We start from the raw sequence: 16,087 nt of genomic DNA, 5'->3' as shown, positions 1-16,087 counted from the left end.
GAAAGTAGGAGTGAGGAAAGGAAAAGTAGTGTTTAGTAGGACCAAGATAGGGCCCGCTGGGTTTACGCGGATGAAGAAAAATGTATCGTGCTCAACTGCAGGGTACTGCGCTTATCGGTATCGTATTTGTATTGAGGGGAGAAGTCTTCACTTTTTCCGTTTCGGAAACCGTGCTTGAATCTACCTTTGCGGTGTCGGTATATAGTTCAGGCATTAAACTCCGTTTTACGGTTTTCTCCTTTCGTATTCATTTAATCTGCCTCGCCTTGTTCTCACTTGTTTTTTCTGCGTTCCGTTGGTCGTCGTTGCGCTTGCTGCTGACGAGCGGATTTTTCCTGGTGGCCTTTCTCGGCCTGAACGTTGCCGCCGTGGCGCAGTACACGGTGCGGGGCACTATCACCGACAAAGAAACCAAGGAGGTGCTGCCCTTTGTGAGCATCTCGGTGGCGGGGACCACCAACGGCACGGCCAGCAACGCCAACGGCGAGTTTACGCTCGTGCTCAAGGACGTACCGCGCACTCTTATTTTCTCGGAGCTGGGCCACTTGCGCGACACTGTGCGCGTAACGCAGGCCACCTACGCTACGCCGCTACAAGTGGCGTTGGCGCCGGCTTCGGTGGCGCTGCCCGAAGTGAAAGTGAACAGCTATCCTTTTCAATTAGTGGAAAAGGCTTTCCGGCAATTGCAAAGCAACTACTCCAAGAAGTTTTACGGCAAGGCGTACTACCGCCAGCTCACGCGCATCAGCAACGAGCCCACCGAGCTCCAAGAAGTGGTATGGAACGTGAAATCCAACCCGGCGCGCATCGAAGGCACAACCATTGCGCAGGGTCGCTACGCCGCCAAGCAAGCGGCCACAGCCTTCAGCAACTTCTCTATCTACACCCGCCGCTACGGCCTCTACGATGCCGGCATGGACAGCACCAAGTCGTTGGCGCTGCTCAGCCCGAACACCGTGAAAAACTACCTGCTGGAACTGAAAGGTTTGCTCGACCAAGACAGCAGCACCATTGCCGAAATATCCTTCGAGACCCGGCCCGAAATAAAGTACCAGTCTTCCGGTACCATTTGGATCAATATTGAAACCAACAAGATTGTGCGCTACAAGATGACGCAGCCTAGTTTCACGGCCACGTCCAGCAACCCCAATCAGAAATTCAAGAACCCCAAGCTGTCCGTCGATATGGTGTTTCAGCCCACGGATGCGCCCGTTTCTCCCCTCGACCACATGCAGGTGGACTTAACGGCTGATTTAGCAACCGGCACCAAATCCGGCACCGTACCCCTGAGCGTAACGTCGTTCACCTACTTCTACGATACGTCCACCACGCCCACCAGCATCCCCTACGCCCGCGCCAGCCTCGACGACCGGGACCTGGAAATCATCAAAGCCACCAAATACGACCCCGAGTTCTGGGCCAACAACCCCGTAGTGCAGCGCACCCCCGTCGAGGACGAAGTGGTAGCTTCCTTCGAGAAGAAAGGCGCCTTTGGTACCATGGTCAAGAAGGCCGAACCCAAAGCCGATATCCGAATCCGGGACGGAAAAATAGAGTAGGCGCTACTAGCTACTGTTTATTAAAAAAGGCCGCCCTGCTCACAGGGTGGCCTTTTTATTGCTTAGCGCTGAAAGAGAGCTACGGGTTGGTGCTCCACATGCCAGCCTCTTTGATGAAGATGCGGCGGTTGAGTTTGAGCTGCGATACGATGAATTCGGCGAGGTCTTCGGGCTGCATCACCTTGTCGGGGTTGCCGTCGGTGAGCTTGTTGCTAACAGCCAATTCGGTGGCTACGGTACTCGGCGTAAGGGCCGAAACGCGGATGTTGTGCTTGCGCACTTCCTGCATCAACGACTCGGTGAGGCCCATAACCGCAAACTTGGAGGCGCTGTAGGCGCTGGTAGTAGCCGCACCCCGCAAGCCAGCCGTAGAGGAAATATTGATGATGTCGCCGGTTTCGCGCGCTATCATGCCGGGCAGCACGGCGCGGGTGGCGTAGTACGTGCCAAAGAGGTTCACCTGCACAATCTGCTCCCACTCGGCCGGGTCCATGTCAACGAGTTTGGCGAAGGTGCCGATGCCGGCATTATTGATTAGGATATCGATGGTGCCTAGCGCGGTTTCCACTTGGGTTACGGCAGCTTCCACGGCAGCGCGGTCGGCAATGTCGGCTGCTACGATGGTGGCTTTCACGCCTAGTGCTTCCACTTCCCGCGCTACTTGCTGTAGCTGGGTTTCCGTGCGAGCGAGCAGCGCCACGTTCACGCCTTCTTGCGCCAAGGCAATAGCTACGGCCCGGCCAATGCCCTTGCCAGCGCCTGTTACGAGGGCGTTCTTCCCGGTAATTGATTCCATGAAATACGGCTTGAGAGGTAAGTAAGAAAAGCCTTTATAACCAAGCTACTTTGAAACAGTTATTGCGCTTTGCAGTTCACTCCTGATCAGGAGGCTATAAAGCGTTGTAGATCAGAATGTAGCAACTGCAAAGCTTACCCTAGTTTATTTCAATACTTACTCAATAGAGCAAAGGAAGTTGCTAGCAGAGCTTTGGCAACAGCATAAGATGAATTGTCGAGATTAAACTTTAAAAACAAACATATAGGCTTGGCTTCTTGCCTTGGTCTTAGCATTGTACTTTAAAATGAAAAAATTAAGCAATAGCAGAATAATAGTATGCTTCATTTAAAGTTTTAATATAATAAATATTATAAATAAATGGCACATTAAGCGTTTAAATGAATAAATAACTTAGAATAATTTAATATATAAAAAATGAATTCGATAAAAGGATTTTTATGTATATACCTGTATGTCTGCGAATTGCGCATCGTAAAATTATTATAAACGTAAATTTGTGCATCGATAAAGCTGTTGCTTGTAACCTACCCTACTATGAAAACCTCTTTACTCTCTTTAGCCTTGAGCTTGCTATGCGTGCTGGGAGCTTTGCCGCAAGCAAAAGCCCAGATTCGGTACGAGTCCACACTTCCGGGCAACTGGAACACCTCCATCTGGAGAGTCACTGATTTGCGCCCCGGCGTCAACCCGGCTCCCAACCCCTTTCCCTTGCCGGATGCCAACAATATTGTAGTGGTCAACAACCCGATTTTTCTCAACATAAACTACAATGTAGTTGGTGATAATGGGTTGCTAACCGTCAATGCCGGCGGTTCGCTTTCACACAATACGTCGCGCTTTGTTCTCGATATTGGTGACAGAAATGCCCCACCGGTAAGGAACCCTCAGCCGCGCATCGTATTAGCGTCGCAAAACACGGTCGCCTTAAACCTCTACCAACTTCAATTTCATAAGGCATTAGGAAGCCTCAATGCTCCGATTATACTTAACTCCTGCATAACGTTTGGCAATAATACTGATCTAACGCTTACGTCCTCTGTCTTCATTAGTGGCAACTTAGTGGTTTTGACAGGCAACAGCAGCATAAATAATCGAACGGTAACAGCAGGTTCGCTCATTGTTGCAGGCCAACTAGACGGCAACAATAATTCAATCAGAAACTTCAATACCAGCGTAACCATAGTCGGAACTACAATCGAGTGTCAGGCTGTTCCGCTTCCGGTAGAGCTGACCCGCTTTGCGGCGGTGTTCGAGAACAACTCGGTGCAACTGCGCTGGACTACGGCTAGCGAGAAAGACGCTGCCAACTTTTCGATTGAGCGTTCTTTTGATGGCCAAAACTTCAGCGCGGTTGCCGTGGTGCCGGCCGCTGGTACTTCCGCCACCCGCCGCGAATACCAAGCAATTGACCGTGGTATGCGCAGTGGGTTAAACTACTACCGCTTAAAACAAACAGATTTAGACGGTACTTTTGCCTACTCACAAGTGCTACCGGTACAAGTTGGAGAAGTTGCCCAGCAACTGGAAGCGTATAGCAGCCAAGGCAACCTCAACATTGTGTTGCAAATGCCCGGTACGTTGCAGCAACTGCGGGTGCTCGATTCTATGGGCCGGGTGCTTTACACCGAAACCTTGTCCGAGGGGGCTACCGGACTCGTAACGCGTACAATACCCATGGCGGGAGGCGCCGAGAACCGCGTGTATATGGTACAGGCTGTGACGTCGCAGGGTGTAGTGAACAAAAAATTCATGACGGTCTATTAAGCAGCCGACATCTTCTGTAAAAGCTAAACCACAAAAAGCCCATGAGGATGTTCCTCATGGGCTTTTTGTGGTTTCCGCACGATGAATAAGGCAACATGAATGTTGAGGCCTTCTGTGAACCGCGCAAACCCCTTACCTTTTGGCCACGAAACCTTGTTGTAACTTATACATGAAGAAGTTTGCCTTTACCGGCCTGCTGGCTATGACCCTGCTAAGCGCCTGCAATCAGCAAAAACCTGCTGCCGATGGCAGCACAGCCATTGAAACCGACGTGGCCAACATCAAGAACTTGCCCGATCTTTTTGCCGGCTATTGGGAAGAGCAGGCTCGCCTGTTTCCGCTCGACGCTACCACGCAAGGCGACAACCGCTACAACGACCAACTGCCCAACGACCAGACCCGCGCCTTTCGGCAGCAGATCCAGACGTTCTACCAGAAGTACCTCGACGCCCTCAAGAAATTCGACCGGGAGAAGCTGTCCGAAAACGATAAAATCAGCTACGACATCTTTCAGTACGACTTGGAAACCAAGCTCCAAGGCCTGAAGCTGAACTTGTGGATGCTGCCGTTTCAGCAGTTTTGGGGCCTGCCGATTACCATGGGCCAATACGGCTCGGGCGAGGGCGTGCAGCCCTTCAAAACCGCCAAAGACTACGACAACTGGCTGGGCCGCGTACGCGGGTTCTCGGTGTGGGGCGATTCGGCCATTGCTAATTTCCGGCAGGGCCTGAAGGCCGGGGTAGTACTACCCAAAACGCTGGTGCAGAAGATGATTCCGCAGATGCGCGACTTGGTGGTGACGGACCCTGCCAAAAGCCTGTTCTACGGCCCCGTCAATCGGTTTCCGAAGGAAGTAGCACTGGAAGACCGGCAGCGCATCACGGCCGAGTACAAGAAGGCTATTATGGAGGAACTGGTGCCGACTTACCAAAAGCTTGGTGATTTCCTTGAGAAAGAGTATCTGCCGAAAGCCCGGCCTACGACCGGCATTTCGGCCGTGCCCGGCGGGCCGGAAATCTACCGCTACTACGTGAAGAGTTGGACCACCACCGACAAAACGCCAGAGGAAATCTACCAAACGGGCTTGGCCGAAGTGAAGCGCATCCGCACCGAAATGGAGAAGGTGAAAGCGCAAGTCAACTTTAAAGGCGACCTAAAAGCCTTCTTCGCCTCGCTGAAAACTGATCCTAAGCTGATGCCTTACCAGACGCCGGAAGACGTGCTGAACGCTTTCCGGGCTATTCAGGCCAAAATCACGCCCAACCTGCCCAAAATGTTTGGGCGCACGCCCAAAACGCCGTTTGAAATCCGGCAGACGGAAGCGTTCCGTGCGGCCTCAGCTTCGGCCGAGTACAACCAGGGCAGCCCCGACGGCTCGCGGCCGGGCATCTTCTACATCCCAATTGTTGATGCCAAAACGTTCAACACCACGTCGGGTATGGAGTCGCTGTTCTTGCACGAGGCTATTCCGGGCCACCACTACCAGATTTCGCTGCAACAGGAAAACGAGAACCTGCCCAAGTTCCGGCGCTTTGCCTGGTACGGAGCCATGGGCGAAGGCTGGGCGCTCTATACCGAAAGCCTCGGCAAAGAACTTGGCCTCTACACCGATCCTTACCAGTACATGGGCGCCCTCGGCGACGAAATGCACCGCGCCGTACGCCTGGTGGTTGATGTGGCTATGCACACCAAGAACATGACCCGCGAGCAGGCCATTGCCTACATGATGGACAACGAGGCCATCAGTGAGGAAGGCGCTACCGCCGAAATAGAGCGGTACATGGCCATTCCGGGCCAGGCGCTGAGCTACAAGATTGGGGCTCTGAAAATTCGGGAACTGCGCGAAAAATATCAGAAGCAACTAGGTGTTAAGAAGAATGTGCTGCGGGAACAGTATGCCGGCCAAAACAAAGAGCACTTCCGTCTTTCCGACTTTCACGATGAACTGCTGAAGGATGGCGTGATGCCGCTTTCCGTGCTGGAGCGCAAGATGGATACCTGGGCATTCGGGCAGAAGTAATAAACGGCAGGTTTACGGAAACGGGGACACTTGCTTGGCTAGCCAAGCAAGTGTCCCCGTTTCCGTGAGAGCTTCTTACCCAAATTGGGTTTGGCAAATCGAGTAAGGCTTAATTGTCATTCCGAGCAAAGCGAGGAATCCGAAAATTAACGGTAACCGAAACGCCAGTTTCCTTGCTTTCGTCGAATGACAGCAAGCTTACGCCGGGTTGAGCGATTCCAATTCCGCCATGTCTTCCGGGGAAAGCGAGATAGAGGCAGCTTGCATGTTCTCTTCCAGGTGCTTCACCTTCGAGGTGCCAGGAATGAGCAGAATGTTGGGCGCGCGGTGCAACAGCCAGCTCAGTGCCACTTGCTGTTTGGTGGCGTTGTATTTCTGGCCGATCTGGGTGAGCTTGTCCAGCGCTTGGGCATTGCCGCCGCTGAGCGGGTACCACGGAATGAAGGCAATACCATTCTGCTCGGTGTAATCTAGCTCGGTTTCCCACTTGCGGTTATCAACGCTGTACATGTTCTGCACCGACACGATTGGCACGTACTCCTGGGCCTTTTGAATTTGTTCGACAGTAACTTCCGACAACCCAATGTGCTTCACCAAACCTTCTTCCTGCACTTGCTGCAAGAATTCCAGCGTCTGCTCGAACGGCACCTCCGGATCGATGCGATGCAACTGATACAAGTCGATTTGGTCGAGCTTCAGCCGTTTCAAGCTGCCTTCCAGCGCTTCGCGCAGGTGGCTGGGACTAGCATCGATGGGCCACTGGTTGGGTCCGGTGCGCAGCAAGCCGCCTTTGGTTGCAATCAGCAGGCCGGCCGGGTAAGGATGTAAGGCTTCCGCAATCAGCTCCTCCGATACATTAGGACCGTAGCTGTCGGCCGTATCAATGAAGTTGACGCCCAGTTCCACGGCCCGTTGCAGCACCCGAATAGATTCGTCATGATCCTGGGGCGGCCCCCAGATACCGTCGCCGGTAATGCGCATGGCGCCGTAGCCCATGCGGTTCACTGTTAGGTCGCCGCCTAAAGTGTACGTGGCTTCAAAAGAAGTTTTAGTTGCGTTAGCCATTTTTAAGGTCGAGGTTGAGTGAAATGCGTAAGATCTACTAACGCAGTTTCCAACCATTGGGTGACGATAAAGCGCGAAATCCGTCGACCTGGACCGGTTGGTGGGCTTGTATAGTCGTTCTATTTCGAGTTTGCTTTTGTGGCCGGCAGCAACTGCCGGTTCAGTTTGTTGTATAAGATAGGACACCACTCGTAGCCGGTGGCGTTTTGCGTGTTAGCAAGTAGCGTTTGGTACTTTCAGCCTTGCACCGGCTTATTATTCCATCTTCCGTATGCGCCACATCACCCCCGCCGACCTTCAAGCTTTCGAGAAGGTGTATCGCCTTAATCTTATCAACGCCCTGCCCGGCTACAAGCCTACCAACCTGATTGGTACCGCCGATGCGGAGGGCTTCACCAACTTAGCTATTTTCAGTTCAGTTATTCACTTAGGGTCGGCGCCGGCAGTGCTTGGCATTGTCACGCGGCCTACTACGGTGCCGCGCCACACCTACCAGAACCTGAAAACCACCGGCTGCTTCACCATCAACCACGTACACGCCGGCTTCGTAGCGCAGGCCCACTATACCTCCGCCGACTTTCCCGCCGACCAGTCGGAATTCGACCAATGCCACTTCACGCCCGAATTCCGCGACGACTTTCCCGCGCCCTACGTGGCCGAAAGCAAAATTAGTATCGGTCTGCAACTAAAGGAAGAACTACCGATTCATAACGGTACGGTGCTGATGGTGGGTACCGTCGAGCACATTTACCTCCCCGAGAACGTGCTGCTCCCCGACGGCACTCTCGATTTGCCCGCCGTCGACGACGTGTGCGTGTCCGGGCTCGATACCTACTATCGGGCTTCGACGGTGGGGGCATTTGCCTATGCCCGGCCCGGACAAGGGCCGCAGATGAAGCCGCCACTCAAGAGCTGAGAGCGAGATCAAAAAACACTGCTTACTGGCTTGCGGCAGGATCCGTATCAGCTTGCAGCAAGGTTGGTGCCGACCACTCGCTAAACGATGCCGGGCCAAACACAGCCCGCACTCTAAACGAGAGTTGGCCGGCTTGCAGGTCGAGTAACTGCTTGCGGTTCAGTAGTCCCTGGCTTCTGGCATTTCGGCCAGCCGCGAGTTGCAGGCGGTAGCAAGGCTTTGTCAGGCGGCGTAGTTTCAGGGAGGTTCCCTCGGCGGTAGAGGTCTGCAACTCATAGGCTTGGGCACCAGGAGAGGGAACCCAGCACAATTGCCAGTAAGTGGACCACGCAATCTGCCCGGTTGGCAGGTTCGTTATAGTGTCAAGTAAAGTGGTGTGTAAGCCCGTAACTGGCGGGCGAGGAGTGACTACTCTTGCAGTAGTTTCGTTGTCGTGGCAGCTCACCAGCAAGCTCGCGCCCAGTAGCGCCCCAAAAAAAGTCTGGCTCCGCGCGCGGAGCCAGACTTTCAGAGTTCGAGAGGCATGCTGCCAAACAGGCATTCCGCTAGTACCACTTACCATTCAACGGGGCCAAACAGCGCATTGTTGACGTAAATTACTCGGTCGGGAATAACGGTGTTGGGGGCAACATCGGTATTAACAACAGCCGATTTGCGGCCGATAATGCTTCCCCGGCCAATAAGCGAGCGAAACACCACCGCTTGGCTTTTTAGTTGCACGTTGTCTTCCAGGATAGTAGGCTCATTGTCGCCGCCGCCAAGTAGGGGGCGCCGGCCGCCGCCGTGCACAATAGCCCGCTCGCCGTAGCGAATGTTGTCGCCGGCCTGGATAGGTGTTTCTTCGAGAGCATGAAAAATAACGTTGTTTTCCATGCGGGCAATCCGCCCGATGGTGAAGGGGTCACCTTCATCAGCGCGGATGGAATTCCGGTAGCCTATCACCCGGATCAGCTCGGGAAGCGTGTTTTCAAGCTTAACTTCCCCAATGATGCGATTATGAAAAACGGGCAACCGAATGGCGCGCCCACCTATTTCGGGCACATCACGGGTTGGGTTGAACGGGGTATTGCCGGGGTCGACGTTGATGCCATACACATTAGAAGCCCTCTCGCGAGCCAAGCGGGTGTACTCGCGGGCAAGCGCAATATTGACTTCGAGCACCCCTTCGTTGAAGAGCACATCGGCCTCCACAATCAGGCGTACCTTGCCCAGCGCCGGATCATCGGCTTCGGCCTGGGTGGTTACATTTTTGCCGGGCAGTACGATAAAGCCGCTCCGAAGGCGCACACCCGGACCTACCCGAGCCAAGGCCGATACACCCGTGTTCGTCTCGAGAATGGCACCGTCAATTTCGCAGCCGAAGCTAAGAAACACCTCTTGGTCGTCGTCGGGGTCCGACGGAATATCAGTGCCTTGAATACCGATTTGAGCGGGTCCTTTCACTGTTGAGCCGTGCGCCAAAATAACCCGTTCCCCAATCTCTACCCCTTCAATTCCCAGCAGGGCTATTTTAGCGTGCTCAGCACTGGAGTGCTCGGCTTCAGCAATGACGGTAACGTTGTCTTGCAAGTTGGTTTCCTTGCCGATTCGAATTTTGATGTCCTCCTCGTCGTTGCCACGCAAACCAACCGGCGTGACGGGAGTGCCCGCGCTACGGTCATCGTTGTGATAGTCGCTGGCTATCAGGCTGGCAAATGGACCGATGTAAATTTGTTTGCCGAGTGAAATAGCTCGGGCATTCGTGATAATGACAGTTGGGTCGATGAAAGTAGCTTCTTCAGCGGGAGCCGAGGCCGGCAGTATCGGACGATTTCGTTGAACTGGGCTGAAGCCTTCTTCCTCTACGCCTGAGTCGGCGGTGCCTACGGCGCTGGGCGCAATGGGCTCGTCATCTAGTTTGGCGCAGGAAAATAGGCCAGTCAGCCCCAGGCTGACCACCAAAGCCAAACCGATGTAGCGGCGCACTGGCTCGCTTAGTATAGCAGTTGAAACGAGTTTAAGTTTATGCATGCGTATTTGGGGAATTTGTTGAGAATAAGAGATTTAGTAGGACGGAGCTGGAGGGCAAGCTTGAACTATTAAATCAATTTATTGGCACGCTAAACATAATCTTGTACCATTAAAATATTTTAATACATTGATAATCAATAGAATATAGAAAGGATTGCATGTTTTTTTATATTGTTCATATCCAACACCTATTCTCTGTGAGCCCTAGGTTGGAAAGCAGACAAGCGTAGTGCAGCTAAAACCTCTATTTAGAACTTGAACCCGTTTTGGCATCGGTAAACCACCACCGATTCCATACCAGGGTTGTCATTTATCTCGCTTGAGTGAATTGTACTTCGCGTTGAGCAGTAGACTCGGCATTATTAAATAATTCAGCTTGCCGTGAGGCATCCGCATGCCAGCTTTTTTGCTCGCTGGTAACCGAAGCACGCATACCTATCGAGTGGTACTTTCATTAAGTGAGCTTTGCAATCACCAAAAAGCCCCCGAAGCACTCTGCTCCGGGGGCTGACTGTTGAAGGAATCGGCAACCTTTAGTCGAAAATGTAGCGCAAGCCTATTTGGCCACGCCAGCGGCTATTCAGGTCGGTGTTGTTGATGAAGGTTTGGTTGCCGCCCCGAAATTGATAGGTTGGCGTATTCGTGGTGGCGGTTGGGTAGCTTACTTCAATAAAGCGGTTGTTGGCGTACACGCGCCGCACGCCCCAGTCGGAGCTGATCAGGTTGCCTAAATTCTGAATATCAAAGCTAAGTTGGAAGGTGTGTTTCCGGCCGCCCGCTTCCACCGAGAAGTCCTGGAGCAACTTGGCATCCAGCTGCGTATACCACGGGCTGATGGCCCCGTTGCGCGCCGTGTACTGGCCCCGGCGGTCGGAGAGGTAATCGTCTTGGCTGATGTAGGCATTCAGCTGCTCCCACTGCTGGGCGGCCGTCGTCAGCACGTTGCCTTGCGCGTCGCGGATATCCGTTAGGTTGATTTGGTCGCGGGTGGCAGGCACGAACAGGAGGTCGTTGCCGGGAATACCGTCGCGGTTCAGGTCGCCGGCGTAGGTGTAGGAAAAGCGGTTGCCCTGCGCGGCCTCGAAAAAGAAGCTGAGCGTGGTAGCCAGCCGGTTGTTGGCGTAGGCGAAGCGCTTGCCGGCCGCCCCAATCACGCGGTGCTGCAAGCCAAAGTCGCTGAAAGCCAGTTGCGGCGTGTTAGCGTTGCCAATAACGGGGTTGCGCTGAAACGCGTCGCCCGCAATTTCGCCGGGGTTCGATGTCACGTCCTTGGCCCGCGAATAGGTATAGGCCGCTTGCACGTAAAGGCCGTTGGCGAAATCCTTTTTCAATTGGCCCGTGAGGTTGTACTGGTAGCCCTTATTGGTGTTTTCCAGCACAATTACGCCCGCATCAAGAAAGCTGAACTGCCCATCCGGCCCCGTAAAGCCCGGCGCAATGCGCGGACCAGCGGCCGGATAAATCTCACGGTCGTCGGCTCCGGTAAGCTGCTCGGTGGGCGTCACGAAGTTGTAGTTGCGGGGAATGGCGGCGTTCCGGTCTTTGGAATAAATGGCTTCCAACGTGGCTACAATGCCGCCGGGTAGCTGCTGATCGACAGCCAGATTGGAACGCCACACCTGCGGAAACCGGAAGTCGCGGGCCGTGCCGTTGATTTGGAACGTGTAGCCGGGGTCGAACTGTGAGTTGGAAGCTTGGTTGCTGATCCAGACGAATGGAATACGCCCCGTGAAGATGCCCGTGCCGCCCCGAAGCTGGGTGGTAAGGTCGCCCTCAATGGCATAGTTGAACCCAAGCCGCGGCGAAAACAACGGCGTGTTCTTCGGAAATTCCGTTACGTCAACCTGCGTGAGCTGTCCTTCCGAATTGCGCAGCGGAGCATTTCGTATTTGTTCGTTCTGCGCTACGTCGGTGTTGTAGATGGGCATATCGGCGCGCACCCCGAGTGTCAGCTTGAAGGCTGGCGTTACGTTCCACTCGTCTTGAGCGTAGAGGCCGAGTTGCGCCACCTTCACGTCCACCGACTTCACTCGGTTTCGGCCACCAGCGGCCGCCACAGCGTTCAGGTCCACAAAAGCCGGGTTGGTGCGGTCCGTTACCTGGAAGAAGCGGTCCACATCCAGCCCCCCGAAAAATGGGTAGCCGTAGCGGGCTAGATTGAAGTCGTTCACGAAATTGAACTGCTCGTACGTCACGCCGGCCGTTAGCACGTGGGCCCCGGCAAAGTAGCTTAGGTTGTCCGTAAACTGCGTGATGTTCTGATCCAGCCGGTTCTCGGCCGAAAACTGCTCGGTGCCCACCGTTACGTAGGTGGTACCGTTGCGGGTGATGTCAATCATTGGAAACAACGGCGCATTCGGTAGTTCGCGGTAGTCGCGGAAGGCGGAGAAACTGAGCTGGGCCTTGTTGCTGAACTTCTCGCCGAAGCGCGAATTTAATTCGCCTACCACCGAGTTCAAGTCGTTGTTGATGGTGTAGCCGGAGTTTTCGTATTGCAGCGTGTTCACGCCCTGCACCCTGCTGGAAGGCGCAATGGCAATGGGGTGCGGTCCTTGCTCGCGGTAGCTCTTTAGATAGTTGTAGCGCAGCGAGAAGGTGTTTTTGGCGTCGATGTTCCAATCAAACTTCACCAAAAACTTGTCGCTGGAGGTGCGGTAGGTGTAGTCTTGGTAGCGGCCCGGGTCATAGCCGTACGTGTCGATCAGGCGCTGCCGAATGGCAATCAGGTCGCTTTCCAGTACCCGGCTTATGCCGTTGGCCGAACCGTTGAGAGCAGCTTGGGCTTCCGTGGTGCTGGAAGCGGGGCGGAAGCTGAGGGCGGGGTCGTCGCGCCGCGTGATTTCAGCGTTGGTGAAAAAGAACAGCTTGTTTTTAAGGATCGGGCCACCCAGCGCAAACCCCGTTTGATTGAACTTCAGGTTGGGATTTGAAATTCTCACGTCGCCTACCTTCTCGCCAATCAGGCTCTCGTTACGCAGATAAGTGTATACGGTGCCCTTGAAGTCGTTGGTGCCGCTCTTGGTTACCGCATTTACGCCCGCCCCCGTGAAACCGCCTTGGCGCACATCGTAGGGCGCCAAGCTAACTTCCAACTGCTCAATGGCATCCAAGGACACAGGCTGCGAGTTGGTTTGTCCGCCCGGCGTGGGCGCGTCCAACCCAAACGAGTTGTTGAAAATGGAGCCGTCGAGCGAGAAATTGTTGTAGAGCGTGTTGCGCCCGCCGAAACTCAGGCCGCTGCTTTGGGGCGTGAGGCGCGTAAAGTCTTCCTGCGAGCGGCTGATAGTGGGCAGCGTCCGGATGGCGGCGCTGCTGATATTGGTGGATGCCCCGGTGCGGTCCTTGTTGATCTGGCCGTCGCGGTTGCCTTTCACCACCACTTCGTCGAGGGTTTGGGTGCCCTCCGTTAGCGTAACCTTGGTTTCAAACGTTTTGCCTAGTGCCAACTGAATGCCCGTGTCGGTGTACGTCTGGGACCCAATAAACGAAACCACCAACTCGTAAGGCCCCCCGACGCGCATGTTGAGTAGGTCGTACTGGCCGTTGTCGCGGGTGGCGGTGCCGTATTTGGTGCCCGTGGGCAGGTGCGTAGCCACCACGGTGGCCCCTGGCAGCGGCTGGCCCTTGCTGTCGAGCACTAAGCCCTTCATGGCAGAGGTGGTTACGCCTTGCGCCCGCCCAACATAGCTGCCAGCGAAAAGCACAAAGCTTAGCAGCAGAAACAAGTGTAGAATGTTTTTCATAGTGTGGTGGTAAAAGAGCTTGTTGTTTTCAGAAGCGTCTCTCCTGAGTCTGGCTGTAAAAGTATATTGCCGAGTTATTAATGATGCTTGCATAACATTTTGGTAATGATTTGGAAACATCGAAATAGTTGCATATTTAATGCTAGTATAATGATAATTAAATCTTTAAGTCAAGAAAATGCCTTAGTAGCACACTGCATACTTGATAGGGCCGAGCTTCGTGGGCGACTACGTCTACCTACTTTAAGATAACACAGCCTAATGCCAAGTCCAGGTGGCGGAATGCTTGGAGCTGCCCGAATTCCATTTTCAAGTGGAAAAGAAATACAGCGTTGTCTGGTCGCTGCTGCTGGTTTGCCGTTTAAGGAAGAGCTTTTCTTCCACTGACTTCTTTACTATCATGCAGAAGCACTTTTGGCAAACGGTTGGCTTGGGCACGCTAGCCGGTTTTCGGAGCATAACGGCCCCGGCACTGCTAAGCAACAACTTAAGTAAGTTTCATCCGCGGGCCCTGGCTAAGTCGCCCTTGGGTTTGCTGCAAAAACCATGGATTGCCTCTGCCCTCCGGTTTATGGCGGCCGGCGAAATGGTAGGGGATAAATTGCCCGCAGCTCCCGACCGTACCTCCCCGCCCGTATTGGCCGGCCGGGCGCTATCGGGGGCGCTGGTAGGCGCCACGCTCTACAAAGTAAACCACGGCAGCGTAGTCAAGGGCGCTCTGCTAGGGGGCACGGTGGCAATAGCTGCTACGTACGGCAGCCTTTTCCTGCGCAAAAAATCTGCTGCCAAATCCGGGTTGCCGGTTTCCGTGGTAGGTGGGTTCGAGGATATACTGGTAATTGGTGCGGGGCTAGCCCTCTCGAAAGGTACTGCGCTAGGTTCGCCCAGCGGCCGGGCTTTGTAGCCTGTGCCCTTGGCACTTCAACGCAAAAAGCCCCGCTGATATGAAATCAGTGGGGCTTTTTGCGTTGAGCTACGGTTATTCGGCTTTCCGGGCGTTGCCTTTTTGTTCTTCCGACGACGTAGGAATGGTGCTCGTGGGGGAACTCCGGTCGCCGGGGGCTTGCTGCATGCTGCCCGAACCGGAAGCCGCTTGATCAGCCGCTGAGCCTTTGCCAATAGGTTTCTCGACCCGCTCTTGCGAAGAAATACTGTCGCGGTCGGTTTCGTTGGCAGTGGCCGGCGGCATTGTGCTGAAGTCTTGTTCGCGGGCTGGGTCTTTGCCCGGCGAGTTTTGTGCGTCGCAGGCCGAAAGTGCTGCTATCGCCAGAAATGCTAGTAGGTGGGGAAGTCGTGTCATTGTATACTGGGTTGGATGGTAAAGAAAACAGGGAAGTACGCGCGCAAGAAATAACTGCCGGAGCAGGGCCCGCTGCTTCAGCCAACGTACCACACGGCGCTGCGGTTGCGGTGTGGTTGGCGTAATGCCCCGGCGGTTCTACCTTTACCGCATGCCTGCCCCAGCCGTAATGAACTGGAGCGGGGGCAAAGATTCAGCCCTCGCCCTCTACCATGCCCTCAGCGACCCGCAACTGCGCGTCACCGATTTGCTTACCAGCGTAAACGCGCATTACCAACGAGTTTCCATGCACGGCGTGCGTCTGGAGCTGCTGGCGCAACAGGCGCAGCGCATCGGCCTGCCGCTTACCAAGCTGGAACTGCCCGAAATGCCGGGCATAGAAGACTACGAGCGCATCATGCAAACCACGCTGGAGCCGCTGCGCCAGCAAGGTATTCAACACGCTATTTTCGGTGATATTTTCCTTGAAGACCTGCGTCAGTACCGCGAGCAGCAGTTGGCCCGCGTAGGAATGCAGGCGGTATTTCCGCTCTGGCAACGCTCCAGCGCCGACTTGCTGCGCGAATACCTCGACCTCGGTTTCCAGGCGGTAATTGTGTGCGTCAACGATAAATTTCTCGATGAAAGCTTCTGCGGGCGCTTGCTGGATGCGGATTTCCTGCGCGACCTGCCGCCGGGAGTAGACGCCTGCGGCGAAAACGGCGAGTACCACAGCTTTGTCTTCAACGCCCCTTACTTCGCGACGCCTATATCCTTTGCGTACGGCGAAAAAGTACGGCGCACCTACCAGTCTCCCGCCGCCGACCAAACCAACTGCCATCAGCCCGATTCCACCGCGCCTGACCCTTACGCCGCTGGCTTCTGGTACTGCGACCTGCTAGCTGTTTAAGGGCCGTCAGGCAACCAACGGC

At 54.5% G+C, this 16,087-nt stretch carries 12 protein-coding genes; 6 read left to right on the top strand and 6 right to left on the bottom strand.

Translation table 11 applies throughout. The annotated features are described in order from the left end of the window. The first annotated feature begins 266 nt into the window (after nt 1-266). Nucleotides 267-1,559 (top strand): carboxypeptidase-like regulatory domain-containing protein, encoded by a 1,293-nt coding sequence (locus tag ACFE7X_RS04390; RefSeq protein ID WP_375434446.1) that lies wholly within the window; start codon nt 267-269, stop codon nt 1,557-1,559. Nucleotides 1,560-1,638: 79 nt separating this feature from the next. On the opposite strand, the gene ACFE7X_RS04385 is transcribed toward ACFE7X_RS04390, so the two are convergent. Then, nucleotides 1,639-2,355 carry a 3-ketoacyl-ACP reductase gene (locus tag ACFE7X_RS04385; protein ID WP_375434445.1) on the bottom strand — a complete coding sequence of 239 codons (717 nt, stop codon included), beginning with the start codon at nt 2,353-2,355 and terminating at the stop codon, nt 1,639-1,641. A gap of 537 nt (nt 2,356-2,892) precedes the next feature. Here ACFE7X_RS04385 and ACFE7X_RS04380 point away from each other — a divergent pair. After that, nucleotides 2,893-4,122 carry a hypothetical protein gene (locus ACFE7X_RS04380; RefSeq protein ID WP_375434444.1) on the top strand — a complete coding sequence of 410 codons (1,230 nt, stop codon included), beginning with the start codon at nt 2,893-2,895 and terminating at the stop codon, nt 4,120-4,122. Between the two features lie 169 nt (nt 4,123-4,291). After that, on the top strand, nt 4,292-6,142 hold the full coding sequence (locus ACFE7X_RS04375) for a DUF885 family protein (protein WP_375434443.1): 1,851 nt from the start codon (nt 4,292-4,294) through the stop codon (nt 6,140-6,142). A gap of 198 nt (nt 6,143-6,340) precedes the next feature. Here the strand turns inward: ACFE7X_RS04375 and ACFE7X_RS04370 are convergent, their stop codons facing one another. Then, a complete protein-coding gene (locus ACFE7X_RS04370) occupies nt 6,341-7,207 on the bottom strand; it encodes an aldo/keto reductase (protein ID WP_375434442.1) in 867 nt (288 codons plus the stop codon). A gap of 271 nt (nt 7,208-7,478) precedes the next feature. On the opposite strand from ACFE7X_RS04370, the gene ACFE7X_RS04365 reads away from it, so the two are divergent. Continuing rightward, nucleotides 7,479-8,123 (top strand): flavin reductase family protein, encoded by a 645-nt coding sequence (locus ACFE7X_RS04365; RefSeq protein ID WP_375434441.1) that lies wholly within the window; start codon nt 7,479-7,481, stop codon nt 8,121-8,123. 22 nt (nt 8,124-8,145) lie between these two features. On the opposite strand, the gene ACFE7X_RS04360 is transcribed toward ACFE7X_RS04365, so the two are convergent. The 3 genes from ACFE7X_RS04360 to ACFE7X_RS04350 all read right to left on the bottom strand — a co-directional run bounded on the left by ACFE7X_RS04360 (nt 8,146) and on the right by ACFE7X_RS04350 (nt 13,876). Beyond that, nucleotides 8,146-8,664: a hypothetical protein gene (locus tag ACFE7X_RS04360; RefSeq protein WP_375434440.1), complete on the bottom strand. Its 519-nt coding sequence runs from the start codon at nt 8,662-8,664 to the stop codon at nt 8,146-8,148. A 14-nt stretch (nt 8,665-8,678) separates the two neighbouring features. Further along, nucleotides 8,679-10,133 (bottom strand): hypothetical protein, encoded by a 1,455-nt coding sequence (locus tag ACFE7X_RS04355; protein ID WP_375434439.1) that lies wholly within the window; start codon nt 10,131-10,133, stop codon nt 8,679-8,681. Between the two features lie 533 nt (nt 10,134-10,666). Further along, entirely contained in the window at nt 10,667-13,876 is a 3,210-nt protein-coding gene (locus ACFE7X_RS04350; RefSeq protein ID WP_375434438.1) for a carboxypeptidase regulatory-like domain-containing protein, read from the bottom strand. Nucleotides 13,877-14,276: 400 nt separating this feature from the next. On the opposite strand from ACFE7X_RS04350, the gene ACFE7X_RS04345 reads away from it, so the two are divergent. Then, nucleotides 14,277-14,780, top strand: a complete 504-nt coding sequence (locus tag ACFE7X_RS04345) for a DUF4126 family protein (RefSeq protein WP_375434437.1) — start codon at nt 14,277-14,279, stop codon at nt 14,778-14,780. A 75-nt stretch (nt 14,781-14,855) separates the two neighbouring features. Here the strand turns inward: ACFE7X_RS04345 and ACFE7X_RS04340 are convergent, their stop codons facing one another. Beyond that, entirely contained in the window at nt 14,856-15,176 is a 321-nt protein-coding gene (locus tag ACFE7X_RS04340; protein WP_375434436.1) for a hypothetical protein, read from the bottom strand. A gap of 151 nt (nt 15,177-15,327) precedes the next feature. Here ACFE7X_RS04340 and ACFE7X_RS04335 point away from each other — a divergent pair, with 151 nt between their 5' ends. Next, nucleotides 15,328-16,065 carry a diphthine--ammonia ligase gene (locus ACFE7X_RS04335; RefSeq protein WP_375434435.1) on the top strand — a complete coding sequence of 246 codons (738 nt, stop codon included), beginning with the start codon at nt 15,328-15,330 and terminating at the stop codon, nt 16,063-16,065. Nucleotides 16,066-16,087 lie beyond the last annotated feature (22 nt).

It is taken from the genome of uncultured Hymenobacter sp., from assembly GCF_964242765.1.
GTDB lineage: Bacteria > Bacteroidota > Bacteroidia > Cytophagales > Hymenobacteraceae > Hymenobacter.
Note: the sequence above shows the minus strand (reverse complement) of the source record. Positions and strands in the feature narration are given on the sequence as shown.